Source organism: Nocardia sp. NPDC059228, from assembly GCF_042754245.1.
Classification (GTDB): Bacteria; Actinomycetota; Actinomycetes; order Mycobacteriales; family Mycobacteriaceae; genus Nocardia.
Map to the genome: position 1 here is coordinate 251,650 of NZ_JBHZAL010000002.1, position 23,235 is coordinate 274,884.

17 protein-coding genes are annotated in these 23,235 nt (G+C 70.3%); 8 read left to right on the forward strand and 9 right to left on the reverse strand.

The features are described from left to right. Nucleotides 1-138: 138 nt before the first annotated feature. Nucleotides 139-1,419 (forward strand): ATP-dependent Clp protease ATP-binding subunit ClpX, encoded by a 1,281-nt coding sequence (clpX, locus tag ACFXKA_RS05045; RefSeq protein WP_354834781.1) that lies wholly within the window; start codon nt 139-141, stop codon nt 1,417-1,419. A gap of 406 nt (nt 1,420-1,825) precedes the next feature. Here clpX and ACFXKA_RS05050 read toward each other — a convergent pair whose 3' ends face one another. The 4 genes from ACFXKA_RS05050 to ACFXKA_RS05065 all read right to left on the reverse strand — a co-directional run bounded on the left by ACFXKA_RS05050 (nt 1,826) and on the right by ACFXKA_RS05065 (nt 6,009). Then, nucleotides 1,826-2,350 carry a hypothetical protein gene (locus ACFXKA_RS05050; RefSeq protein ID WP_379426151.1) on the reverse strand — a complete coding sequence of 175 codons (525 nt, stop codon included), beginning with the start codon at nt 2,348-2,350 and terminating at the stop codon, nt 1,826-1,828. 73 nt (nt 2,351-2,423) lie between these two features. Beyond that, nucleotides 2,424-2,795, reverse strand: a complete 372-nt coding sequence (locus ACFXKA_RS05055; RefSeq protein ID WP_354834787.1) for a nuclear transport factor 2 family protein — start codon at nt 2,793-2,795, stop codon at nt 2,424-2,426. 101 nt (nt 2,796-2,896) lie between these two features. Beyond that, nucleotides 2,897-3,709, reverse strand: coding sequence for a formate dehydrogenase accessory sulfurtransferase FdhD (fdhD, locus tag ACFXKA_RS05060; RefSeq protein WP_379426152.1), 813 nt, complete (start codon nt 3,707-3,709; stop codon nt 2,897-2,899). Beyond that, nucleotides 3,706-6,009, reverse strand: a complete 2,304-nt coding sequence (locus tag ACFXKA_RS05065; protein ID WP_379426153.1) for an FdhF/YdeP family oxidoreductase — start codon at nt 6,007-6,009, stop codon at nt 3,706-3,708. Before ACFXKA_RS05065 ends, fdhD begins: the two co-directional genes overlap by 4 nt. 290 nt (nt 6,010-6,299) lie before the next feature. Here ACFXKA_RS05065 and ACFXKA_RS05070 point away from each other — a divergent pair, with 290 nt between their 5' ends. From ACFXKA_RS05070 to ACFXKA_RS05085, 4 genes are all read left to right on the forward strand, one after another. Next, nucleotides 6,300-7,568 (forward strand): hypothetical protein, encoded by a 1,269-nt coding sequence (locus ACFXKA_RS05070; RefSeq protein WP_379426154.1) that lies wholly within the window; start codon nt 6,300-6,302, stop codon nt 7,566-7,568. Continuing rightward, nucleotides 7,565-9,262: a hypothetical protein gene (locus tag ACFXKA_RS05075; protein ID WP_379426156.1), complete on the forward strand. Its 1,698-nt coding sequence runs from the start codon at nt 7,565-7,567 to the stop codon at nt 9,260-9,262. Before ACFXKA_RS05070 ends, ACFXKA_RS05075 begins: the two co-directional genes overlap by 4 nt. Next, the gene (locus ACFXKA_RS05080; RefSeq protein WP_379426157.1) at nt 9,259-11,523 is read left to right on the forward strand and encodes a protein kinase; all 2,265 of its coding nucleotides are present in this window, start codon (nt 9,259-9,261) and stop codon (nt 11,521-11,523) included. The genes ACFXKA_RS05075 and ACFXKA_RS05080 overlap by 4 nt, the downstream gene beginning before the upstream one ends. A gap of 97 nt (nt 11,524-11,620) precedes the next feature. Further along, the gene (locus tag ACFXKA_RS05085) at nt 11,621-14,710 is read left to right on the forward strand and encodes an FAD-dependent oxidoreductase (protein ID WP_379426159.1); all 3,090 of its coding nucleotides are present in this window, start codon (nt 11,621-11,623) and stop codon (nt 14,708-14,710) included. A 45-nt stretch (nt 14,711-14,755) separates the two neighbouring features. Here the strand turns inward: ACFXKA_RS05085 and ACFXKA_RS05090 are convergent, their stop codons facing one another. After that, nucleotides 14,756-15,940 (reverse strand): FHA domain-containing protein, encoded by a 1,185-nt coding sequence (locus ACFXKA_RS05090; RefSeq protein ID WP_379426160.1) that lies wholly within the window; start codon nt 15,938-15,940, stop codon nt 14,756-14,758. Between the two features lie 306 nt (nt 15,941-16,246). On the opposite strand from ACFXKA_RS05090, the gene ACFXKA_RS05095 reads away from it, so the two are divergent. Next, nucleotides 16,247-16,657: a hypothetical protein gene (locus tag ACFXKA_RS05095; protein WP_379426161.1), complete on the forward strand. Its 411-nt coding sequence runs from the start codon at nt 16,247-16,249 to the stop codon at nt 16,655-16,657. A gap of 122 nt (nt 16,658-16,779) precedes the next feature. On the opposite strand, the gene ACFXKA_RS05100 is transcribed toward ACFXKA_RS05095, so the two are convergent. After that, nucleotides 16,780-18,318, reverse strand: a complete 1,539-nt coding sequence (locus tag ACFXKA_RS05100) for a glycerol-3-phosphate dehydrogenase/oxidase (protein WP_379426163.1) — start codon at nt 18,316-18,318, stop codon at nt 16,780-16,782. A 48-nt stretch (nt 18,319-18,366) separates the two neighbouring features. Next, nucleotides 18,367-18,969, reverse strand: a complete 603-nt coding sequence (locus ACFXKA_RS05105) for a TetR/AcrR family transcriptional regulator (RefSeq protein ID WP_379426164.1) — start codon at nt 18,967-18,969, stop codon at nt 18,367-18,369. A gap of 128 nt (nt 18,970-19,097) precedes the next feature. Here ACFXKA_RS05105 and ACFXKA_RS05110 point away from each other — a divergent pair, with 128 nt between their 5' ends. Then, a complete protein-coding gene (locus tag ACFXKA_RS05110) occupies nt 19,098-20,675 on the forward strand; it encodes an FAD-binding oxidoreductase (protein WP_379426362.1) in 1,578 nt (525 codons plus the stop codon). After that, a complete protein-coding gene (locus tag ACFXKA_RS05115) occupies nt 20,672-21,598 on the forward strand; it encodes a diacylglycerol/lipid kinase family protein (protein ID WP_379426166.1) in 927 nt (308 codons plus the stop codon). Before ACFXKA_RS05110 ends, ACFXKA_RS05115 begins: the two co-directional genes overlap by 4 nt. A 115-nt stretch (nt 21,599-21,713) precedes the next feature. On the opposite strand, the gene ACFXKA_RS05120 is transcribed toward ACFXKA_RS05115, so the two are convergent. Further along, on the reverse strand, nt 21,714-22,082 hold the full coding sequence (locus ACFXKA_RS05120) for a hypothetical protein (RefSeq protein ID WP_379426168.1): 369 nt from the start codon (nt 22,080-22,082) through the stop codon (nt 21,714-21,716). A gap of 213 nt (nt 22,083-22,295) precedes the next feature. Further along, nucleotides 22,296-22,931 carry a class I SAM-dependent methyltransferase gene (locus ACFXKA_RS05125; protein WP_379426170.1) on the reverse strand — a complete coding sequence of 212 codons (636 nt, stop codon included), beginning with the start codon at nt 22,929-22,931 and terminating at the stop codon, nt 22,296-22,298. Nucleotides 22,932-23,235: the final 304 nt, after the last annotated feature.

Sequence of the window (23,235 nt, forward strand, 5' to 3'; positions counted from 1 at the left end):
TTATGGGCACCGTGGATACACACAGCCGAATTGCCGGATCCGCAAACTCAGGGGTCACGGCTTACGCTCGAAGAAGGCAGCTCGCCGGCAGCCGGGGACAGACGGTTGCACGCGGACAAGGAAGTAGGGACCCAGGAGATGGCGCGCATCGGTGATGGCGGCGATCTGTTGAAGTGCTCGTTCTGCGGAAAGAGCCAGAAGCAGGTCAAGAAGCTCATTGCGGGACCGGGGGTGTACATCTGCGACGAGTGCATCGACCTCTGCAATGAGATCATCGAGGAAGAGCTCGCCGAATCCAGCGAGGTCAAGCTCGACGAATTGCCCAAACCCGCGGAAATCCGGGATTTCCTGGAGCAGTACGTGATCGGGCAGGACGCCGCGAAGCGAACCCTCGCAGTGGCGGTCTACAACCACTACAAGCGGATTCAGGCCGGCGACAAGGGCCGCGACTCCCGGGGCGAACCGGTCGAGCTGGCCAAGTCCAATATCCTCATGCTCGGCCCGACGGGCTGTGGCAAGACCTACCTGGCGCAGACGCTGGCCAAGATGCTGAACGTGCCGTTCGCCATCGCGGACGCCACCGCGCTCACCGAGGCCGGCTATGTCGGCGAGGATGTCGAGAACATCCTGCTGAAGCTGATCCAGGCCGCCGACTACGACGTGAAGCGCGCCGAGACCGGCATCATCTACATCGACGAGGTCGACAAGATCGCCCGCAAGTCGGAGAACCCGTCCATCACCCGTGACGTATCCGGTGAGGGCGTGCAGCAGGCGCTGCTGAAGATCCTGGAGGGCACGCAGGCGTCGGTGCCGCCGCAGGGCGGCCGCAAGCACCCGCACCAGGAGTTCATCCAGATCGACACCACCAATGTGCTGTTCATCGTGGCGGGCGCGTTCGCCGGTCTGGAGAAGATCGTCCAGGATCGAGTCGGCAAGCGCGGCATCGGTTTCGGCGCGGAGGTCCGGTCCAAGGCCGAGATCGACACCGCCGACCACTTCGCCGACGTGATGCCCGAGGATCTGATCAAGTTCGGTCTGATCCCCGAGTTCATCGGCCGCCTCCCCGTCGTCGCCTCGGTCACCAACCTGGACAAGGACTCGCTGGTCCGCATCCTGGCCGAGCCGAAGAACGCCCTGGTGAAGCAGTACGTGCGCCTGTTCGAAATGGATGGCGTGGATCTGGAGTTCACCCAGGACGCCCTGGAAGCCGTTGCGGATCAGGCGATCCTGCGCGGCACCGGCGCCCGCGGCCTGCGCGCCATCATGGAGGAGGTGCTCCTCCCGGTCATGTACGACATCCCCAGCCGCGACGATGTCGCCAAGGTGGTCGTCAATGCCGACACCGTGAACGACAACGTCCTCCCGACGATCGTCCCGCGCAAGCGCCAGACCCCGGAGCGCCGCGAGAAGTCGGCGTAAGGCCCCTCCACAAGCAAAGAAACCGGCTCCGCGAGAATCCCTCTCGCGGAGCCGGTTTCGTTCTCTCGCCACGCGGCCGCGGAGGAATTACCTGCTCGAGCTGATCACCGTGGAGGGTAGACGGCGCGGACAACCTGGTGGCACCGAGTGCTGGATAGAGACCGTCGAGGGTGACCGACAGTCCATGCTTGTTTCTTCTGTGGGCTGTCCGTTTCCGGAGAGCCAGGGAGTCGGTGACGGTCGGTGGAGCCGATCGCGCCCGTCGCGAGGATCGTCGTTGATCCCCCGTGGTTCGCCGTTGAACCTTTACTCCGTTACTTCAGAAATCGGTGTGGCTGGGTCACCTGTTACGACGGGGCGACGTCCTCGATTTCATCGGGACCGGGAAAGAGAATTTCGCGGCGGGTCAGCGGCGGGGGAATTTGAAGGTGAAGGGGGCGGGCTCGGGGACCGGGAAACGCTCGCGCGGGGCGACGAGCAGAATGGCCAGGCCGAGGGCGGGCATGGCCAGCGCCGCCAGCACTTCGAGGGTGAAGTTGAGTCCGCTCAGTGTCGGCGGGCGGTGGAAGGCGTGGTAGATGAAGTGCGGCACGCCGAAGACAAGCCACGCCAGCCCGGCGACGCGGGCGATGACGCTGTCGCGGTAATAGAGCGCGGCGCCGGAGACGGCGCCCAGGGCCAGGAAGAAGGCCCCCACGTCGCTGGCCAGGTGATGGTTGTACGGACCGTCGGCGCGTACCCAGTGCAGGCCGAATCCGGGGAAGCTGGTGTAGAACGATTCGGGCGCCACGACGGCCCACAGGCCGGTGATCACCCCCGTGGCGGTGAGCACGCCGAGCATGATGAGCAGGGCGATCCAGCGCCGCCGGTTGATCTCCAGCCGCATGCTGACCCGCACCCCGTCACCGGTGCCGCGCAACGAGATCCGCACAGGCCCTCCCGCCCTCGCCGAATCACTGTGCTGCCACCGTAATTCGGGGAGCGGGAGGGGACAACCCCGTGGGTCAGATCTGCTCCATCTTCATGTCGTCCGGACCCCAGTAGGCCTTCATGCTGATGATCTTGCCCTCGTCGTTCAGCTCCATCACATCGATGGGCGAGAGGGTCATGCGGTGCCCGTTGGACACGGTGACGAGGGTGAAGGACGCCGCCACCTTGTTGCCCGCCACCTTGACGGTGTGCAGTTCGGTCTCGCGGTCGAGGTTCTCCAGGGCCTTGTACATCTCGCCGATGGCCTCGTGGCCGCGGCGCTCCGGCGTCCCGATCGGATCCTCGACCACCGCGTCCTCGGCGTACAGGTCCACGATCGCCGACGTGGGCCCGGTGGCCACCAGCTTCACGTACTGCTCGACCACATCGCGGGGCTGCGCTGCCATGGATGACTCCCATCAAGAATTGAAACGTGTTCTATTGCGGAGCGTAACAGCCGGAACGCGCGAAAGAACCCCGCTGCCTCACCCTGTGGAACGGGCGGCGATCACATCGCGAGACGGTCCTCACCGGTGTACACATTCATGGTTTCGCCGCGCAGGAAGCCGACCAGGGTGAGGCCGGCGTCGGCGGCGAGATCCACGGCCAGCGAGCTGGGGGCGGACACCGCGCCCATGACCGGAATGCCCGCCATGATGGCCTTCTGGACCAGCTCGAAGGAGGCGCGGCCGCTGACCATGAGGACGAGATCGTGTGCGGGGAGCCGACTCTCGCGGATCGCCCAGCCGACCAGCTTGTCCACGGCATTGTGCCGGCCGATGTCCTCGCGCACCGCCAGCGCCTCACCCTCGGGGGTGAACAGGCCCGCCGCGTGCAGCCCGCCGGTGGCGTCGAAAACCTGCTGGCGGGAACGCAGTTCGTCGGGCAGCTTGGCGAGGGTGTGCACGTCGATGCGGGGCGAATTCGCGGGCATGGCGTGCCGGATCCGGGTGCGCACCTCGTCCAGGGCGGTCTTGCCGCACAATCCGCACGAACTGTTGGTCAGAAAGGGCCTGGGCTGCACCGGGACCGGGGTCCGGAGCTGAATGTCCAGCACGTTGTAGGTGTTCTGCCCGTTCTCGTCGGTACCGGCGCAGTAACGGGCGCTGACGATGTCCTCGGCCGAGTCGATGATGCCCTCGGCGTAGAGGAAGCCGTGCACGAGGTCGATATCCGCGCCGGGGGTGCGCATCGTGATCGTCAGCGACTGCCCGCCCGTGCGGATTTCGAGCGGTTCCTCCACGGCAAGGGTATCGGGCCGGGTGACGGTGCCGCTGGGCGAGATGCGCACGGTGCGGCGGCGCGCGGTGACCCTGCTCATGCGACCGTGTGGGTGTGGCGTTCCAGGCGGATGGTGACCGCTTTGGAAACGGGCGTATTGGAGCGCCGGGCGACGTGGTCCAGCGGGATCAGGGGGTTGGTCTCGGGGTAGTAGGCGGCGGCATTTCCGCGCGGGGTCGGGTAGGCGACCAGGCGGAAGCCGGTGACGCTGCGCTCGGTGCCGTCGTCGAACTCGGAGATGACGTCCACCAGGTCGTCCTCGGCGAAACCGAGGGCGGTGATGTCTTCTGGATGGATCAGCACCACGCGCCGCCCGTTGTGGATGCCGCGGTAGCGGTCGTCGAGGCCGTAGATGGTGGTGTTGTACTGGTCGTGGCTGCGCAGGGTCTGCAGGATGAGCCGGCCCTCGGGGACCGGCAGCCAGTGCAGGTCGTTGACCGCGAAATTGGCCTTGCCGGTGGCGGTCCGGAATTCGCGGGCGTCGCGTGGCGGGTGTGGGAGCTGGAAGCCGTTGCGGCCGCGCACTTTCCGATTGTAATCGGCGCAGCCGGGCACCACCCGGGCGATGGCATCGCGGATCTTGTCGTAGTCGCGTCGGAACTCGCCCCATGGCACGGAGTGGCCCGGACCGAACACGGCCTCGGCCAGCTCGCACACGATGGCGACCTCGCTGCGCAGCTGGTCGCTCACCGGGTCCAGCCGGCCGGTGGACAGGTGCACCATGGACATCGAGTCCTCGACCGAAACCTGCTGGCGCACACCGTCCTGCAGGTCCGCGTCCGTGCGGCCCAGGGTGGGCAGGATCAGGGCGGTGCGCCCGTGCACCACGTGGCTGCGGTTGAGTTTGGTCGACACCTGCACGGTCAGTGCGCAATTGCGCAGTGCGGCCTCGGTGACCTCGGTGTCGGGGGTGGCGGAGACGAAGTTGCCGCCCATGCCGAAGAACACCGTGCCGCGGCCGTCGCGCATGGCCCGGATGGCGTTGACGGTGTCCCAGCCGTGTTCGCGCGGGCTGGTGATGCCGAATTCACGGTCCAGGGCGTCGAGGAAGGCGTCGGGCATCTTCTCCCAGATGCCCATGGTGCGGTCGCCCTGGACATTGGAGTGGCCGCGCACCGGGCACACGCCCGCACCCGGCTTGCCGATCATGCCGCGCAGCAACAGCAGGTTGGTGGCCTCCTCGATGGTGGCGACGCCGTGCACCTGCTGGGTGAGGCCCATGGCCCAGCAGATGATGGTGGCCTTCGATTCGGCCAGCAGCTTCGCGGTGCGGTCCAGGTCTGCGCGGCTGAGGCCGGTGGCCTGCTCGACGATGCCGAGATCGACCGCGCGCATCTGCTTTTCGTATTCGGCGAAGCTCGCGGTGTGCGTATCGACGAAGGCGCGGTCCACGACCGTGCCGGGCGCGCGGTCCTCGGCCTCGAACAGCAGCTTGGCCAGGCCCTGGAACAGGGCCATATCGCCGCCCAAGCGGATCTGCAGGAAATCGTCGGCGATGGTGATGCCGCCGGTGAAGCCCTTGACGGTCTGCGGGTCCTTGAAGCCGATGAGCCCGGTCTCCGGCAGCGGGTTGACCGCGATGACCGTCGCCCCGTGCGCCTTGGCCTCGCCGAGCGCGGACAGCATGCGCGGATGGTTGGTGCCGGGGTTCTGCCCGGCCACGATGATGAGGTCGGCCTGGGAGAAGTCGTCGATGGTGACCGAGCCCTTGCCGATGCCGATCGAGCCGGTCAGCGCGGTGCCCGAGGATTCGTGGCACATGTTGGAGCAGTCGGGCAGGTTGTTGGTGCCGAAGCTGCGGACCAGCAACTGGTAGAGGAACGCGGTCTCGTTGGCGGTGCGGCCGGAGGTGTAGAAGACGGCCTCGTCGGGGGAGTCCAGGCCGCGCAGGGTGTCGGCGATGAGGCGGTAGGCCTCGTCCCAGCCGATCGGGGAGTAGTGGTCCTCGCCCTCGCGCAGCACCATGGGGTGGGTGAGGCGGCCCTGCTGGCCGAGCCAGTAGCCGGACTTGCCGGCCAGGTCCTCGAGGGAGTGCTGGGCGAAGAACGCGGGGGTGACGGTGCGCAGGGTCGCCTCCTCGGCGACGGCCTTGGCGCCGTTCTCGCAGAACTCCGCAGGGCGACGCCGACCGGTCGGTTCCGGCCAGGCGCAGCCCGGACAGTCGAACCCGTGCCGTTGATTCACCCGGGCCAGCGTGCGCGCGGTGCGCACCACGCCCATCTCCTCGACGGCGCGCTCCAGTGCGACGGTGACCGCCTTGACACCCGCGGCCTCGGTCTTCGGTGCGGTGACGGTCAGCGCGGACTCGTCGATATCGCTCTTCGGCGCGGCACGATACATGGTCCCGATTGTCCTCTCCGGCGCGACGGGGCGTCCCAGTCGATACCCGCATCGTAGGGCGCGAAACGCGCGAGCCAGCGGACTGGTCGGTCTCGGGTGTGAACGCGGGTGATCACTACCGCGATAGACAAGGCAGCGGGCACGTGGATGGCCTTACCATCGAACAAGCGAGGTCACGCCGAATGAAGACATGTGCGCATTCTGCTCGGCGTGCCGGTGGGGACCGGCATGCGAAACTGGCCCGCGCGGTGAGACTTTCACCCCGGACCCTACACCTTGTTCTACTGTTCGTGGCGGCCATCGCGCTCGCACTGCCGGCCGGCATCGGATGGGCGAATCCGGGTGCCACCCAACCCGTTCCGCTCACCACCGTCTCCGTCCCGGCGCCGCAGGAGCGCGCACCGGTGAAAGTTCCTCCCAGCACGGTGAATCCGCCGCCGGTCATCACCCAGCAACCTGGCAACGACTGCACCTACACCGATTGCACCGGCACCCACGACGGCCCGCCCGGCCACGGCAACGGCAAGACGAATCCCGGCGGCCAGTGCGGCGCCTCGTGCGACAGCGGCGGCGACACCGGCTGCGGCTGGACCGCCTGCACCCAGCCGCAGTACTGCCCGGACGGTTCGATGAAACCCCCCAGCGGGGTGTGCCCGCCGGCGCAGCCGCAGTACTGTCCGGATGGTTCGGTGAAGCCTGCGAGCGGGGTGTGTCCGTCGGCGCAGCCGCAGTATTGTCCGGATGGTTCGGTCAAGCCTGCGAGTGGGGTCTGTCCGTCGGCGCAGCCGCAGTATTGCCCGGATGGTTCGGTGAAACCCGCGAGTGGGGTCTGTCCGTCGGCGCAGCCGCAGTATTGCCCGGATGGTTCGGTGAAACCCGCGAGTGGGGTCTGTCCGTCCGCTCAGCCCCAGTACTGCCCGGACGGTTCGGTGAAACCCTCCAGCGGGGTGTGCCCCTCCGCGCAGCCGCAGTATTGCCCCGATGGTTCGGTCAAGCCCGCGAGCGGAACTTGCGTCACGGCCGTCGTACCGCCTGGCACCACGCCGGGCGGGAATCAGCCGCAGCCGCAACCCAATCCGGTGCCGACCACGCCGGTGCTGACGACCGCCGTGCCGGCGCCGACCACCACCGAGGCGGTTCCACCGACTTCGGAAGCCAAGCCGCCCGACTCGACCACTCCCGTTCCCGCGCTGACCTCCGGGCTCTCCCTGGAGCCGCCCGCGGTGGCGCCCGGGGCGCCGGTGCAGGCCAGCGGCACCGGCTGTGATCCCGGTGCCAACGTGAAGCTGTCGATCGGCGGGACCACCGCCGCCGACACCACGGCCCGGGCCGATGGCGGCTTCGCGGCCACCCTCGCCACCGGCGGCACCGATATCGGCCAGCACGAGGTGACCGCCGAGTGCGGGCGAAAGCTGGCCGCGCCCTTGGACATCGTGCTGGTCAGCCAGGTCGGCGGCGGCGCGGCGACGATGACGGTGCTGCTGTTCTTCCTGCTCGTAGGCGGGTGGTTCTACGGCCACCGCCTGATTTCCCATCTCCCGGCACGGAGGCCCCGATGACCAGTCGCACACCCGCGCCGAACCAGGTGCAGACGCCCAGCTTGCCGGAAATCCGGTGCGCAAGTGACCGATGCGTCCGATGGGAACTCGATACCGGATGGGACGACGGCCGGCCGGCCGCCGAGCGACCCACCGAACCTGTTGGCGCCGAGAGGGAATCGCGGCACGTCGCTCGTGCCCGCAGCCACCGGGCGATCGGCGGGACCGTGCTCGGCGCCCTGCTCATGGTCGCCCTCGTGGTCGTGGCGGTCGTCTTCGTGGCCGGACCCGCCCGCGCCGCCACCGGGGTGAGCGCGACCGCGACCCTCGACGGCCGGGCCATTGCCGGTGCCGATGCCGGCAATCCGGTGCGCCTGGATCCGAAGCGGGTCGCGCAGGTCGTCGTCGAGGTGACCAATGGGACCGCGAATCCGGTGTCGGTCCGCCGGGTCGATCTCGCCGGGCACGTGCTCGGCCTGAACTTCTATTCGTACTCCACGACGGTCGAATTGACGGTCGCGGCGGGCAAGACCGAGAAGCTCACCTACCGTTTGGATCCGGCCGGGCTGGACGGGCAGGCGACCGGGCTCATCGGCTCCGACCTCACGCTCATCGGCGCGGACGGCAAGCCGCTCGCCGCGGTGCACACCGTCGTCGATGTGCGGGGTTCGCTCGCGTCGGTGTACGGGCTGTTCGGCATCATCATCGCGGTCCTGACCGTCCTGGCCGTTGTCGACGCGGCCCTGACCGTTGCGCGCCACCGCCTCTCGGCCAATCGCTGGCAGCGCGGCCTCCGCCTGCTCGCGCCCGGCCTCGGCATCGGCTTGATGATCGGGTTCACCGGTTCGGTGGCGCGCTGGTGGGTGCCCGGCACCGCCCTGTGGCTCGCCCTGGCGGGCGCCACCGCTGCCCTCTTCTTCGCGGCCGGTTACCTCTCGCCGACCCCGCGGCAGTCCGACGATCTCGGCCTCGACCCCGAAGATCTCGCCGCCGCGAAGGAACTCGATGCCAATGCCGGCGTGGAAGGTCCCAATCCGCCCTATGGCGGCACCTTCCGCGACCTCGGTGCGGTGGGAATCCCGGGCGGCACCTACCCGGACCTGGACGTGCGTGCTCAATCAGACTCTGGCGCAACGGAGTTCGTGTCGTATCACCCGACCGGCGGATCAGGTTCGGGAGAGGCCGTAACGCAGGTCGGTCCCGCCGGGACCCCGGGCGCGATGCGGGTCGGACCCGCTTCCGGCCCTATTTCCGGCGGTTACCCGAGCGGCGAGACGACCCGGATCGCGCGTCCGGGGATCGGGGGCGGCCGATACCCGGGCGGTGGGCCGCTGGCGTCGGCCATGCTGCCCGACACCGCTGAAAGCGCTATCGCGGCAGCGGATTCACCGGATTCGGGAAGTCTGCCCGAGACGCAGGCCGGAACCGGTCCACATGCCACGGTATCGGGCGGGCAACAGTCGGTCAGCAGACCGGACGGCGAAGAATCGCGGTATTCGGCTGCGGGCGTGGATGATTCGACGATCGGATATCCCGGCGGGATGCAGCGGCCGCGATCCGGGGCCGGGCTCGGGGAGACGACGATCGGGCGGGATCCCGCCGGTGGAAAGGACGACCCGGGACCGGCAGTCCAGGCAGTGGATCCGGGGGACGAGCCGACACTGCGCAGCGGGCCCGGCGGACCGGGCTTCCGGCCGGAGGGTGCGGGCCGATGAGCGTGGGGAATACCGGCACCGCCGAGCTGGCCCGGGTGCGGGCGGCGCTGCCGGGATACGAGGTCGGCGGGCAGATCGGGCGCGGCGGCTGCGGGGTGGTGCTGGCCGGCATGCACCGCGGCTTGCACCGGCGGGTCGCGATCAAGCAGATTCCGCCGCAGTTCGCCGACGATATGCAGGTGCGGCGGCGGTTCGTCGACGAGGCGCGGATGATGGCGGCGCTCGACCACCCGCACGTGGTGCCGGTCTACGACTACATCGAGCACGACGACCTGTGCCTGCTGGTGCTGGAGTACCTGCCCGGCGGCACCGTCGAGAACCGTTTCATCACAGCGGGATTCGAGGCGACCGCGGCGGTGGCGGTGGCGTTGTCCTGCGCGGCCGGGCTCGACGCCGCGCATCGCAGCGGCATCCTGCACCGGGATGTGAAGCCGTCCAACCTCATGTTCGCGGCCAATGGCGCGCTCAAGCTCACCGATTTCGGGATCGCCAAGATCGTCGGCGGCGCGGACACACTGGTGACGCGGGCGGGCGAGATCATCGGCACGCCCTCCTACATTGCGCCGGAACAGGTACGGGGCCAAGGGCTTTCACCCGCTACCGACGTCTACGCCCTGGCCACCATGCTCTACCAGCTGCTCTCCGGCGTACTGCCCTTCCCGCCCGGACCCGACGCACTGTCCCTGCTGTTCGCCCACGCCTACGGTGACCCGATCCCCCTGACCGAGGTGGCCCCGTTCGTCCCTCAGCCCATCGCCGAGGCGGTCATGCGCGGCCTGGCCTCCGACCCCGCCGACCGCTACGACACCGCCGAAACCTTCGGCGTCGCCATCGCCGAGCCCGCCGCGCACTTCTGGGGCGCGAATTGGCTCACCCCCGTGGGCATCCCGGTCATCGGCGCGGACACCATCGTGGCCGCCGCCACCGGCAGCGCCCGCAACCCGCGCATCCCCGGCCCCTTCACTCCACAGACCCCACCCCCGAGACCCGGCTCCCACGATCTCTACACCCCGCCGCCCGGTGCGATGCCCCCAGCGCCCGGCGCGGTGACCCACGACCGCGGCTCCGGGCCGATAACACCTCCGCCACAACCGATTCGCCCGCACATCCCGCCGGACGCACCCATCGCCGAGTCGAAGTCCCGGGTACAGCGTCGCCGCACCTCCCGCGGGGCCGCCACACCGCACGGATCGCCCTCGAGCCCGAGCGCAGGGCAGGGTAGCGCTGCGCCGCCACCCGCCGACCCTCGCTCGGAACCGACACGGCGAGCTGACCGAGGCGGGCCGGCAGCCGCCTGGCGCGGCGGGCCCGCTGCGCCCCAGCGACGGGGTGCAGCCGGAATGCCCGCTGGACACGGGTTCGGTAGTGGCCCGGCGGGATTCGGGTATGGAAGCGGTCCGCGACCGGGCGGAGAGTTCGGGCCCGGGGCTTCCGCACCGTTGGAGCGGATACGGCCGCGTGAGCCGATTCAGCGTGGCGGGGTGCGGCTGGCGGAGGTGGACCGGGCGGAGCTGGTGCCGGTGCAGCGGGTGGTCACGCTGCCGTCGCCTCGGGTGCCGTTGCTGGTGGCGGCGTTGTTGGTGGCGGTGACGGGGGTGGTTGCGGTGCTCGGGGTGGGTGCGCCGGAGCGGAATGTGCCGCCTGCGGGAATGATTCGGATCGACGGGGTGGATCCCGCCTCGGGGACTGTGGATCTCGATCTGTCCAAGGCGGTGCCGATCACTGTCAACGGGGTGGACGCGGATGAGGCGAGGCTGTCGGTGGATGTGCTGGGTGTGCGGGCCGGGGGACAGGGTGCCGCTTTGCCGGGTGGGTCGGGGGAGTTGTCCGCGCCGGTGAACCAGTACGTGCTCGCGGGTCGGCTGACCGGTGAATTGTCGCTGTCCCGTGCGGGTTCCGAGACGGCCACCTATCGGTTCGGGGTGCGGACACGGCAGCGGGCCACGACCACCGCGACGGCCGTCGGACTCCTGCTGCTCCTGCTGTTCGCCGCCGCATACGCCGAATCGAACGCCCGCACGCTGCGGCGCGGCAGTGCCCGCTTCGCCGCGACCGTCGGGCTGGCCATCAGCACGGGACTGCTCGGGATCGCGGCGGCCGGGGCGGCGTGGGTGCTGCTCGGCCGCGAACCCACCCTGCCCGGCGTGATCGTGTGCGCCGCAGGCGGTGTCGCGGCCGGACTGGCCCTGGCTGTCGGCTGCCGCCGTGTCGGCAAGCGGTACCGCTATCTGCGGGTGCAACTGCTCCGGGAGCGCGCCTGACCTCGAGGCAGCGCGGCGGTAATGGTGAACCGGGATTCCGGCGATATATGCACGAGTGCAGCGAGATCGACGACTGCGCCGGGGAAGGGGCGGGAACATGGCGGGGCGGCCGGTCATCGAGATCCGGGAATGGGGACGGCCCGCGCGGCGGCGGCTGCTGGACGGGCCCATCGTCTTCGGGCGCGACGGTAGTCACGAGGTGCTGGCCGACGGCGGGGTCTCGCGTCAGCACCTGCGGCTGGTGCCCACCCCGACGGCCCTGTCCGTGGTCGACCTGGGCAGTCGCAACGGCACCACCGTCAATGGCGTGGCCCTGACCGGCCGGCGGGAACTCGTCACCGGTGACGTGGTGCGCCTGGGCCGCAGCGAGATCCTGGTGCTGCACGCCCCGACCGGCGAACCGGATGAGCCCGTCCCCGCCGAGACCGTGCTCGGGCCGTCGGGCGCGATACCCCGCCCGCCCGGCGGCGAGCCGACGCCCGCACGCTGGGTGGCCCTCGCCAACCGGACCCTCGGCCTCGACCCGACCGGTGAGCGAAACCTGTTCCCCGCCTTCACCGAACTGCCGAGCCGGATACCGCTGCCGGTCTGGCAGGCGGCGCGCTTCCTGAGCGTCACCGCCTACCTGGCGCTCATCGTCACGCTGTTCGTGCGGCCCGCGGGCGGGCTGTTCGTCTTCTTCAGGATCGTCGTGCCGCTGCTGCCCGGACTGTTCCTCATCGCACCGGGCCTGTGGCGCAACACCTGTCCGCTGGCCGCCACCAATCAGCTGCCGCGGCTGTTCCGCTTCACCCGCGCGCTCACGCCGCCGGCCTGGCTGCAGCAGCGCGGCTATCTGATCGCGGTCGCCCTGTTCTTCGGCATCGCCGGATCGCGCCTCGCGGGCCTGGACCGCAGCGGCGTCGCCACGGGTCTCGTGCTGTCCGCGGTCCTGCTGGCAGCGTTCACCGGCGGTGTCGTGTTCAAGGGCAAGAGCGGCTGGTGCAGCAGCATCTGCCCGCTGTTCCCGCTGCAGCGCGCCTACGGGCAGACGCCGTTCGTCACCATCGCCAACAATCACTGCCGCCCGTGCGTGGGCTGCGCCAAGAACTGTTTCGACTTCAAGCCGCGCGCCGCCTACCAGGCCGATATGGCCGATCCGGACCGCGGCTGGAGCGCGCCGCGCAAGCTGTTCGCCGCCGCGCTGCCCGGATTCGTGCTCGGGTTCATGGTGCTGGCCGGATATCCGGGAGTGCCGGTGCCGCAACGGTATCTGACGCTGGGCCTGGTTCTGCTGGTCGCGGTGGGTGGCTACTTCGCCGTCGAGGCGCTGACCGGGGTGAGCCCGGCCATGCTGTCGGCGGTGTACGCGGTGGTGGCCCTCAACGGCTTCTATTGGTTCGCGGGACCGGTGCTGCTCGGCTCGTTCACCACCATCACCGGTGTCGGCGGCGTGGCCTGGTTACGCTGGCCGATCAGTTTTTTCGTCCTGGCCGCGACCCTGCTGTTCCTGGCCCGCACCCGGGTCAGCGAACTCCAGTACGCGCTCAGCACCGGCGCTCGCACCGAACCCGTCCTGTTGCCCTTCCCGCGGCCGCGCACCGACGACAATGCCACTGCCCCAGCGGCTTCGGTGGACTTCGACGGCCGGACCGTGGCCGCCGAACTCGGCGTGAGCCTGCTCGATCTCGCCGAGCAGGCGAACCTGCCCCTGGAGTCGGGCTGCCGCATGGGCGTCTGCGGTGCCGACCCGGTCGCGATCCTCGAGGGTGGCGAGCAGCTGTGCGACCCGACCGCCGATGAGCGGAACACACTGCGGCGGTTGGGATTCGCCGACAATACCCGGATGGCCTGCTGCGCCCGCGTGAACGGCAGCGGCGTCCGGGTCTCGCTCACCCCCGAACCCGGGCACGGCACCGGCGACCGCCCCGCCCACTTCGATCGCTCCCTGATGAGCCTGGTCGTCATCGGCACCGGCATCGCGGGCGTCACCGCCGCCGACTTCCTGCGCCGCGGCCACCCCGACTGCGAAATCCACCTGGTCGGCCGGGAATCCCACGACTTCTACAACCGCATGGGCATCTCGCGCCTGATACCCGGCCGGTCCGCCATGCAGGGCCTGCACCTGCTGCCCGAACAGTGGTACGAGGACCACCGCATCACGCCGTGGCTCAATACCCTTGCCACCCACCTGGATCCGCGGTCGCAGCGGGTCCACCTCGGCACCGGCGACGTCCTGCCCTACGACCGGCTCATCCTCGCGACGGGCGCGTCCGCCGCCCTGCCCGATATCGCCGGACTGCACCGGCCCGGCAGCTTCGTGCTCCGCGAGGCGGGGGACGCCATGACCATTCGCGCCTACGCCCAGCAGCGGTCCTGCGTTCGGGCCGTGGTCGCCGGCGGCGGTCTGCTCGGTCTCGAGGCCGCATATGCCCTGCACCAGTTGGGATTACGGGTCACCGTGCTGGAACGAGGGCCGCGGCTACTCGGCAAGCAGCTCGATCCGCGGGCGTCGGCCATCGTGCTGGACCACTTCACCCGGGCCGGGATCGAGGTCCGGCACCGGGCCGAGACCGCCGCGCTGACCGCCGATTCCAGGACGGTCGCACCCGGCACTCCGCGCGGGCCCGGCCGGGACTCCGATCCGGTCCGGTCCGTGGTCCTGAAGGACGGGACGGTCCTGCCGTGCGAGGTATTCCTCACCGCCACCGGTATCCGCCCCAATACCGACCTGGCCGCGCGCGCCGGAATCGCGGTCCGGCGGGGCATTCTCGTGGACGACCGCATGCGCACCGCCGTGCCGCACGTGTACGCGGCCGGAGACGTGGCCGAACATCGCGACCGCGTGCTCGGCCTGTGGCCCATCGCCGCCGAACAGGCGCAGGCCGCGGCGGTGAACGCGCTCGGCGGCGATCAGGTGCTGACCGCGGAGACGCCCGCCACCATCCTCAAGGGAGTCGGCCTGGAGCTGTTCAGCATCGGGCAGGTCGAGCCGGGACAGCGCGACGAGGTGATCGTGGTGGACGAATCACCCGTGCGGTCCTATCGGCGGCTGGTCATTTCCGGCGACCGCGCGGTCGGGGCGATCGTGCTCGGCCATCACCCCACCGATGTGGCCGCCGCGCGGCAGGCCGTCCGCACCCGGAAAGCGATACCGGGGGCGGCCCGGAATGCCCTGCAGCGCGGGGATTGGTCCGCACTGCAGTAAGCGCGGGATGTCCTGCGCCAGTAGCCACCTGGTCGGCACTGCGACCTACTGGGCCGCCTGCGCCGTGCGATAGGTGAGAACCCGCTCGCCGATGCGCAGGCTCCACCCGGATTTCAACTCCGTCGGCCGCTGCCCCACCCGAACCCAGTCCGCCGCACCGGGAGCCGCCACGAACGTCCCGCCCGGCGTCCCCGCGTCCCGCACGTACACCAAGCCGTTTTCGACGAACACCCGCGCGTGCACCCGCGACACGTGCCGATCCCGCGCGATTACGATGGGCGAGGCCACCGCCCGCCGCACCGCCTCGTCGATCATCGGATCCCGTCCGATCACATACGGCCGATCCAGCGGATACACCGCGCCCTCGGTACTGGTGAGCGCCCCGCCCGCCGCGGCCATGGCCGAGGTCGCGGGCGGCTGCGGCCCGGCGGTGGCGCGGGCTCCGGGCTCGCCGATGTCTTCGGCGCCCGGGCTGTACGCCGCCGTCGGCGGTTGATCCTCCGGGGCGGGGCGATCCTTTCGCCTGGCCGGAGGGCCGGAATCGGGTCCGGAGTCGGCCTGCGCCTCGATCCGCACCCGCTTGTCGAGCGCCGGCCCAGGCTGGTCCGAACCGGAGTCACCCGCGAGCCGTGAGCCCGGAGCCGGAGTCGTGGCGGCATTGCGGGGATTCAAGGGTTCGAGCGCGGGCTCCGGAGGTTTCAGGGAAACCTGTTGTCCGGCAGCGGGTTCCGCGCCCGGTGCCGGGATGGGTACCGAGAAGCGCGTGGGGGAAGGCGTCGGGGTCGGGGCCCGGCGGGTGAGATCGGCGACCGGCGGTGACTCCGGCGGGGTCTCGCCGGCGCGCGGGGCCGTCAGTCCCGAGACCGGGGCGTGCAGGACGAAACCGCCGCCCGCCACGACTCCGGCACGCAGATCGGTGTGCGGCAGTTCGCTGCCCGCGTCGTCGGCGACCACAGTGAGCCGCCGGATCGGATCGCGCACGATTTCGTCGGCCCAGGTCAGGGCGCGCTCCCCGGACAGCAGGCGGGCGCCCTCGGGACCGTCGACCGCGGCGGTCACCGCGCCGCGCAGCAGGATCAGGATCCCGCCCGCCGTCGGCGCGACCACCCCGAAGGCCGGCGGCTGCGCGGAACCGCTGGTGAACACGGTCGCCGCCAGCCGCTGGGCGATCGCCACACCGGGATCCGCGGCGCTCGCCGCGGTCTCCGCCGCGCCGATAATCCGTTCCATGGATGGACTTTCACCGTGCAGGAACATGACCACATTCCCGAACCGGGCGACCAGTCCTGCCCCCGGTATCAACCCGACCGTCGTCGGAATCCGACCCATCCGCGCCTCCCTCTCCCGGCGCCCACAACATCGCAGCCAAGCATAGGACCGTTCCGCGGCCCGGGCATACGGCCGATTCGACGGGACGCCCGGCGACACGCGTTCACCCGGTTTGCGGGAATGCCGCCCCTGGCCGGGATCCGGGCGCGAGGATCGAGGCATCGTGCCGGTGCATCCGGCTCCGGCGCCACCGATGAGGACCGAACCATGAGGGGCACGATCATCAGGACCATCACCGCCGCCGCGATCGGCTGCGCCACGCTCGCGACCGTCGCCGGACTGGCCGCGCCCGCCGGCGCGACCGCGACCCGGGTCGGCATCGACCCGGGCATCAGCTTCGGCTCGGCCACCAACTACGGCACCGGCTGCAGCTACGACATCGACGGCATCGTCGACGACCCGGTCACCCCGGTCGTCTTCTACGACAACGGGATTCCCTTCGCCTACGCGACTCCCTCCGGCTCGCTGGCCCAGACCCGGTGGACACCCGTCACCGCAGGACCGCACCGCCTGCAGGTCTGGCAGCGCCGCCCCGGCGGGCAGGACGTGTTCCCGTACGTCGACATCCAGGTCGGCAACGGCCTGCCGACCGGCTCCGGCTGCGGCGTCGCCAACTAGGCGCCGTCCGATGCCGTCGACCAACCGCTGTGCGGTGTGGTGAACCGACCGCCCTGGGTGCGGTGGACCGGCCGCGGTCCGGTGTGGTCGACCAGTCGACGCCCGGTGTCGCTGATCAGCCGCTACTCGAAGGCCGCCTTTGCGGCGGCCTCGGCAGCCTGCCGGTCCGCGGCGACGAGGCCGATGCGGGTCCGGCGGTCGAGCAGGTCGGCCGTGTCGAGAGCGCCCTCGTGGGCGACGGCGAAAGCGAATTCGGCGGCGGTGACATCCATGCCGGGCGCCACCTCCGCCGTCAGGCTCGGATGCCGGCCGGCCAGCGCGAGCACGGTGGTCGCCTCGCTGCCGTAGCGCTCGACCAGGCGCGGCGGGGCCTGGATGGCATCGCGGGCCGCGCCGGACACCGCGCCCACCAGGGGCAGGCTGCGGGTGCGGCACGGTGCGGCGGCCAGGTGCGCGTGCGCCACCGCGGCATCCACCGCGTCCTCGGCCATCTTCCGGTAGGTGGTGAGCTTGCCGCCCACCACGGTGATGACGCCGGTGGGGGAGGTGAGCACGGCGTGCTCGCGCGAGATGTCGGCGGTGCTGTCGTCGCCGGTGCGCAGCAGCGGCCGCAGGCCGGCGAAGCTGCCGCGAATATCGCTGCGGCGCAACGGCTCCCGCAGCACCGTGTTCACGGTGTCGAGCAGGAAGTCGATCTCGCCGTCGGTGGCGTGCGGGACGTCCGGCACCGGGCCGGGCGCCTCCTCGTCGGTGAGACCCAGATAGACCCGGTTGTGCGCGGCCGGGAACGCGAAGATGAAACGACTGGTGCTGCCCGGAATCGGCACGGTCAGCGAGGCGGTGAGACCGCCGAACGCGGCGGCGTCGAACACCAGGTGCGTGCCGCGCGAGGGCCGCAGTTCGATGCTCGGATCCACCTGATCGGCCCACACCCCGGTGGCGTTCACGACGGAACGCGCTGTCACGTCCAGTGTTTCGCCGGTGAGTGTGTCGGTCAGCGTGGCCTTCCCGCCGATGACATTCGTGGCCTCGACCCGGGTCAGTACCGTCGCGCCCTCCCGGGCGGCCGTGCGGGCGATGGCCACCACCAGCCGCGCATCGTCCACCAGCTGCCCGTCCCAGGCCAGCAGCCCGCCTCGCAGCCCGGCCCGGCGCACCGTCGGGGCCAGCCGCAGCGCCTCGGCCGCCGCCACCCGCCGCGACCGGGGCAGCACCGACGCCGACGTCCCCGCTGCCCGGCGCAGCACGTCCCCGGCCAGGAAGCCGGTCCGCACGAGTAGCTTCTGCGCCGCGCCGATATTCGGCAGCAGCGGCACCACCTGCGGCAGCGCCCGGGTCAGATGCGGCGCGGTGCGGGTGAGCAGGATGTCGCGCTCGACCGCGCTCTCGTGCGCGATCCCGACCCCGCCGCTGGCCAGATACCGCAGCCCACCGTGCACCAGCTTGGAACTCCAGCGGCTGGTGCCGAACGCGAAGTCGTGCTTCTCCACCAGTACCGTCCGCAACCCGCGCGCGGCGGCGTCCAGCGCCACACCCACGCCGGTGATGCCGCCACCGATCACCAGCACGTCGATGGTCGCGTCGTCACCGAGTGCCGACAGCTCTCGCCGCCGGCGCGCCGCGTTGAGCGACGAGTCGGGCCGAGCCGTATTCGAAGTCATGGGAAGGCCTTTCGATCAGTGCCGCTGTCGGTTGTCGAGCATGTGGAGCTACTGGGTCCCCGGTGAGGTGCCGGTGGGGGTCAGGTAGCCGTGTAGGGCGTAGGCGAGTTCGGTGTCGAGGTGGTCGCCGTCCAGAACCGGCGCGAAGGCGGTCGCCGACTGGACCGCGGACTGGGCCATCAGCAGCAGCATGGCGGCCAGCTGCCCGGGATCCCCGGCGCGAATCGAGTTGTCGGCCTGGCCTTCTCGGATGGCGTCGGCGAACAGGTCGATGAGGGCGCGCTGATTGCGGCCCAGCCGCTCGAACACGTAGGTCAGCATGATGTCGGTGTCGGCGCGGAAGATCTTGGCGAACAGGGGATTCCGGCGCATCACCGCGCCGCCGCCGACAATGGCCCCGACCAGCCGCTCGCGCGCGCTGCCCGTGCTGGGTGCGGTGTCGGAGATGATCTCGCGCAGTTCCCGCACCAGCAGGTCCGCCACCAGGGACCCGGTATCGGGCCAGCGGCGGTACACCGTCGGCCGGCTGACGCCCGCGCGACGGGCCACCTCGGTCAGGGTGGTGCGCCGGACCCCGAATTCGGCCACACAGGCGCGTGCCGCGTCGAGGATGGCCCGATCGACGGCGGAGGATGGTTCGGTCGAACTCATGGTTGCCACCACCGGAGAGTAGTTGTCGTTACTGCTTGACATTCTATGTCAGACTGTAACGCATGGTCGACACACAAGCAGCTGCCGCGTCCACGGAAAACCCGGGCGAGCCGCAGGTTCGCGCGAGTATGGTGTGGGACGCCTGGGGCTCCCCGTCCGGACACAAACCGCTGTCCGAGCAGATTCGGGGACTGCTCGCACAGGTTTTCGGGGTGTCCGGTGAGCCGGTGACCCGTCGCGATGAGGGCGACGTGCCGCTGCGCGCCTCGGCGCTCACGCCGGAACAGCACGCCGGGCTCGTCGCGGTGGTCGGAGCCGAGCACCTGTCGATCGACCATCGCGACCGCCTGCTGCACGCCGGCGGCAAATCCACGCCCGACCTGCTGCGCCGCCGCGCCGACGGCGAGCAGGACGCGCCCGATGCCGTCGTCTTCCCCGCCGATCACGACCAGGTTCTCGCGCTGCTGAAGTACTGCTCCGCCAAGGGCATCGCGGTCGTGCCCTTCGGTGGCGGCACCAGCGTGGTCGGCGGCCTGGATCCCGCGCGCGGCCGCTTCCCGGCCGTCGTCGCCCTCGATCTGCGCCGCCTCGACACCCTCACCGACGTCGATCCGGTCAGCGGCACCGCCACCCTGGGCGCGGGCCTGTCCGGTCCTCAGGCCGAGGAACTGCTTGCCCGCCAAGGCCTTTCGCTCGGCCACTTCCCGCAGAGCTTCGAATACGCCACCATCGGCGGCTTCGCGGCCACCCGCTCCTCGGGCCAGGCCTCGGCCGGCTACGGCCGCTTCGACGACATGATCCAGCGGCTCCGGATCGCCACGCCCGCAGGCGATCTCGACCTCGGGCGGGCGCCTGCCTCGGCCGCCGGACCCGACCTGCGCGAACTGTTCTCCGGTTCGGAGGGCACCCTCGGCATCATCACCGGCGTCACCCTGCGCGTGCACCCGGTCCCGGAAACCACCGGCTACCAGGCCTGGTCGTTCCCCGACTTCGCCACCGGCGCCAATGCGCTGCGCACCGTCATCCAGGCCGGCGCCGCCCCCACCGTCATGCGCCTGTCCGACGAGGCCGAGACCGGCCTGAACCTGGCCCGCGCCGGGGACATCGGCGGCGCGCCCGTCGGCGGCTGCCTCGCGGTCACCACCTTCGAGGGCACCGCCGCGCACGTGGCCGCCCGCAGTGCCGAGGCCGCCGCCCTGCTGGCCGCCGCCGGCGGCACCGCCCTCGGTGAAACCCCCGCCCGGGAATGGGAACACGGCCGCTTCGCCGCCCCCTACCTGCGCGATGCGCTGCTGGACGTGGGCGTGCTCTGCGAGACCCTCGAAACCGCCACCAGCTGGGCCGATCTCGCCAACCTCAAGGCGAAGGTGACCGCGGCGCTGACCGATTCGCTCACCGCCCAGGGCACCCCCGCGCTGGTCATGTGCCACATCTCGCACACCTACCCGACCGGCGCGTCGCTGTACTTCACCGTCGTCGGCAAGCAGGCCGCGGACCCGATCGCGCAGTGGGCCGTCGCCAAGCGGGCCGCGGGCGACGCCATCGTGGCCGCGGGCGGCACCATCACCCACCACCACGCGGTGGGCGCCGACCATCGGCCGTGGATGACCGACGAGATCGGCGATCTGGGCGTGCAGGTGCTGCGCGCGGTGAAGAATGCCGTCGACCCCGTCGGAATCCTCAACCCTGGGAAGCTGATTCCGTGACAACGATCCGCTCCATCGCCCTGGTGACCAATCCGCTGTCCGGTCACGGCAAGGGCGCGCTGGTCGCCGTGGAGGCGGCCAACCGCTTCGCCGCCCGCGGCGTCCAGGTCACCGAGATCCGCGGCGAGTCGGCCGCCGAGAGCGAACGGCTGGTGCGCAAGGCGCTGGCCGACCCGGACGCCCGCCCCGACGCCGTGGTGGCGGCGGGCGGCGACGGACTGGTCGGCGTGGTGCTGCAGGCCCTGGTCGGCACCGGCGTCCCCCTCGGCCTGATCCCCGGCGGCACCGGCAACGACCTCGCCCGCGAACTCGGCGTCCCCGACGACACCGACGCCGCGGTGGCCACGGTCGTGGGCGGCCGGACCCGCGCCATCGATCTCGGCACCGTGGAAACCGAGGAGTCGGGCCGCGCCCTCTGGTTCGCCACCGTCACCGGCACCGGCCTCGACGCGCGAGTCACCCTGCGCGCCAACACTCTCCGCTGGCCCAACGGCCCGATGCGCTACACCGTCGCCGCCCTGCTCGAACTCGCGGGCAAGCTGGCCGTGCCCTATCGCATCGAACTGACCGGCTCACCCGACCATCCGGACGGCACCGCCCTGGAACTGGACGCGGTCATGGTCGCCGTCGGCAATACCCGCACCTACGGCGGCGGCATGCTCATCTGCCCCGACGCGCTCATCGACGACGGCCTGCTGGACCTGACCGTGGTCGGGGCCATGTCCCGGCTGGAGATGCTGCGCCTGCTTCCGACCCTGTCCTCCGGCAAGCGCATCGACCATCCGGCCGCGGTCCAATACCAGGCCCGGGAGATCCGCCTGACCGCTCCCGGCGCGCCCGCCACCGCCGACGGCGACCCGGCCGGACTGCTCCCCGCGCACTTCCGCGCCGTTCGTGGCGCCCTGGACGTGCTGGTCCCCTGACCCCTGCCGTACCGCCCGACCGCGTCCGGTCGATCCGGCAAAAGCGGTGCGCCCCATGTCTTTCGGCGTGGGGCGCATTTGTCATATGGGGTCGGAGGAAGGTGGGTCGAAACTCTCACCAGACCTGGAACACGCCCAAACCCTTCGGGCTCAGCACCACATCCACCGAGCCGTCGGGATGGTCCGCGGCCTCACCGACGACCGCCGGCATATCCGCGAACACGGCCTGGCCGTTCTGGATGAGAGTCGAATCGGGTTGCAGCCCCACGATCACGGCATTATGCGGCGCATACCGGTCGATCAGCGCCGGAATCGGGCTCTCGGCCAGGGCCTGCGTCTCATTGTGATTCAGCTCCACTCCCGCCGCACCGACCTGTGGAATCACGAACGGGGTTGCAGCGGAAGCGGTTCCGGCGGCGGCCAATCCGGCCAGACCGAGCCCCGCACAGGCGGCCGCGGCAAGAGCAAAGGTTCGAACACGCATGATGACTCGCTTTCCGGCGGCGGGAGAGATGTCCTGCGGAGCTGTATCGATTACTGCGGTGAACTGTGACGGCTGGATCCAGCCGGGTAGCCAGAACACATCACCGCAGGTAACCATGGCAAGGCTCGAGTGATTTATGCCACTCCGGCCGATGAAAGTGATTCAGCTCACATGCCCTGACCGGGCAAATGCGACAGGCGGTCGGAGCACCGACTAGGACGGGCGTGCGATGAGCAAGTGTCCAGAAATCGGCTTCCGCGGCAGGAACTGGTGATCGGCCCTCAGCCCGGCCCGCTCCAGCGCATCCTTCACCTCGGCGACCGGGCGGAGGGTGAATCCGTATGGGGCGAAAGGCATTTTCGCCATGGCGTCCGGGTCGCCGATGCCGATCACCAAGCGGCCCTTGGGGGCGAGGACACGCGCCAGCTCGGTGCAGGCGCGATCCAGCTCCGGCACGAAATAGATCGTGTTGCAGGTGATCACGGCATCCAGGGCGGCGTCCGGGACCGGGAGCTCGGTGAGGGAGCCCTCGGCCAGGCGCAGACGGTCGGACGAGACGTCGGCCGCGAACTCCGATCGGGCCCGCGCCAGCATGTCGGGGGAGAGCTCGACACCGGTCACCGTGCCGGATCCGATCCGGTCCAGGAGCAGGGTCAGCCCGACACCCCCGCCGAATCCGATATCGGCGGCCGCGTCACCGGCGGCCACCTCGGTTGCCGCCACCGCGGCCTCGATCATCGGCCGGTTACCGCGATTGAGGAGGCGCGCCACGCCCTTGCCCAGCACTCCGTGCGGATTTCCCAGCTGCCCGGCGACCGTCGACATCACCCGCGAGACAATCGGATTCATGCTCGACAGGTTACCCGCCGGTCGCTTCGCCGGGACCTCGCAATGTGCTTGTCACGACGCGAAAACAATGCGGCGGACGCAACGTCGATGCAACGAAATGTGGTCTACCCTGGCCAATTTGGGCCAGAACCTGAGAATTGCCTTTGGATCCGGGAGGGAGGCCCGAAACGGCGGTAGGCTGACCATCGAGGGCGAGGCTTCCGGTGTCCCTCATCCGTCGGAAGCCTCGCCCTTCGGCTATCCATCCGGGCCCCCTGCGGCGGTAAATCGGGCCTAGGAAAAACCCGGTCGTTCGGCGATAATC

Excerpts from the sequence above, each read along its gene's own strand:
- clpX (WP_354834781.1), top strand. The coding sequence starts at position 139 with ATGGCGCGCATCGGTGATGGCGGCGATCTGTTGAAGTGCTCGTTCTGC.
- ACFXKA_RS05055 (WP_354834787.1), bottom strand. The coding sequence starts at position 2,795 with ATGGCAGCGCAGCCCCGCGATGTGGTCGAGCAGTACGTGAAGCTGGTG.
- fdhD (WP_379426152.1), bottom strand. The coding sequence starts at position 3,709 with ATGAGCAGGGTCACCGCGCGCCGCCGCACCGTGCGCATCTCGCCCAGC.
- ACFXKA_RS05065 (WP_379426153.1), bottom strand. The coding sequence starts at position 6,009 with ATGTATCGTGCCGCGCCGAAGAGCGATATCGACGAGTCCGCGCTGACC.
- ACFXKA_RS05075 (WP_379426156.1), top strand. The coding sequence starts at position 7,565 with ATGACCAGTCGCACACCCGCGCCGAACCAGGTGCAGACGCCCAGCTTG.
- ACFXKA_RS05080 (WP_379426157.1), top strand. The coding sequence starts at position 9,259 with ATGAGCGTGGGGAATACCGGCACCGCCGAGCTGGCCCGGGTGCGGGCG.
- ACFXKA_RS05085 (WP_379426159.1), top strand. The coding sequence starts at position 11,621 with ATGGCGGGGCGGCCGGTCATCGAGATCCGGGAATGGGGACGGCCCGCG.
- ACFXKA_RS05090 (WP_379426160.1), bottom strand. The coding sequence starts at position 15,940 with ATGGAACGGATTATCGGCGCGGCGGAGACCGCGGCGAGCGCCGCGGAT.
- ACFXKA_RS05095 (WP_379426161.1), top strand. The coding sequence starts at position 16,247 with ATGAGGGGCACGATCATCAGGACCATCACCGCCGCCGCGATCGGCTGC.
- ACFXKA_RS05100 (WP_379426163.1), bottom strand. The coding sequence starts at position 18,318 with ATGACTTCGAATACGGCTCGGCCCGACTCGTCGCTCAACGCGGCGCGC.
- ACFXKA_RS05105 (WP_379426164.1), bottom strand. The coding sequence starts at position 18,969 with ATGAGTTCGACCGAACCATCCTCCGCCGTCGATCGGGCCATCCTCGAC.
- ACFXKA_RS05110 (WP_379426362.1), top strand. The coding sequence starts at position 19,098 with ATGGTGTGGGACGCCTGGGGCTCCCCGTCCGGACACAAACCGCTGTCC.
- ACFXKA_RS05120 (WP_379426168.1), bottom strand. The coding sequence starts at position 22,082 with ATGCGTGTTCGAACCTTTGCTCTTGCCGCGGCCGCCTGTGCGGGGCTC.
- ACFXKA_RS05125 (WP_379426170.1), bottom strand. The coding sequence starts at position 22,931 with ATGAATCCGATTGTCTCGCGGGTGATGTCGACGGTCGCCGGGCAGCTG.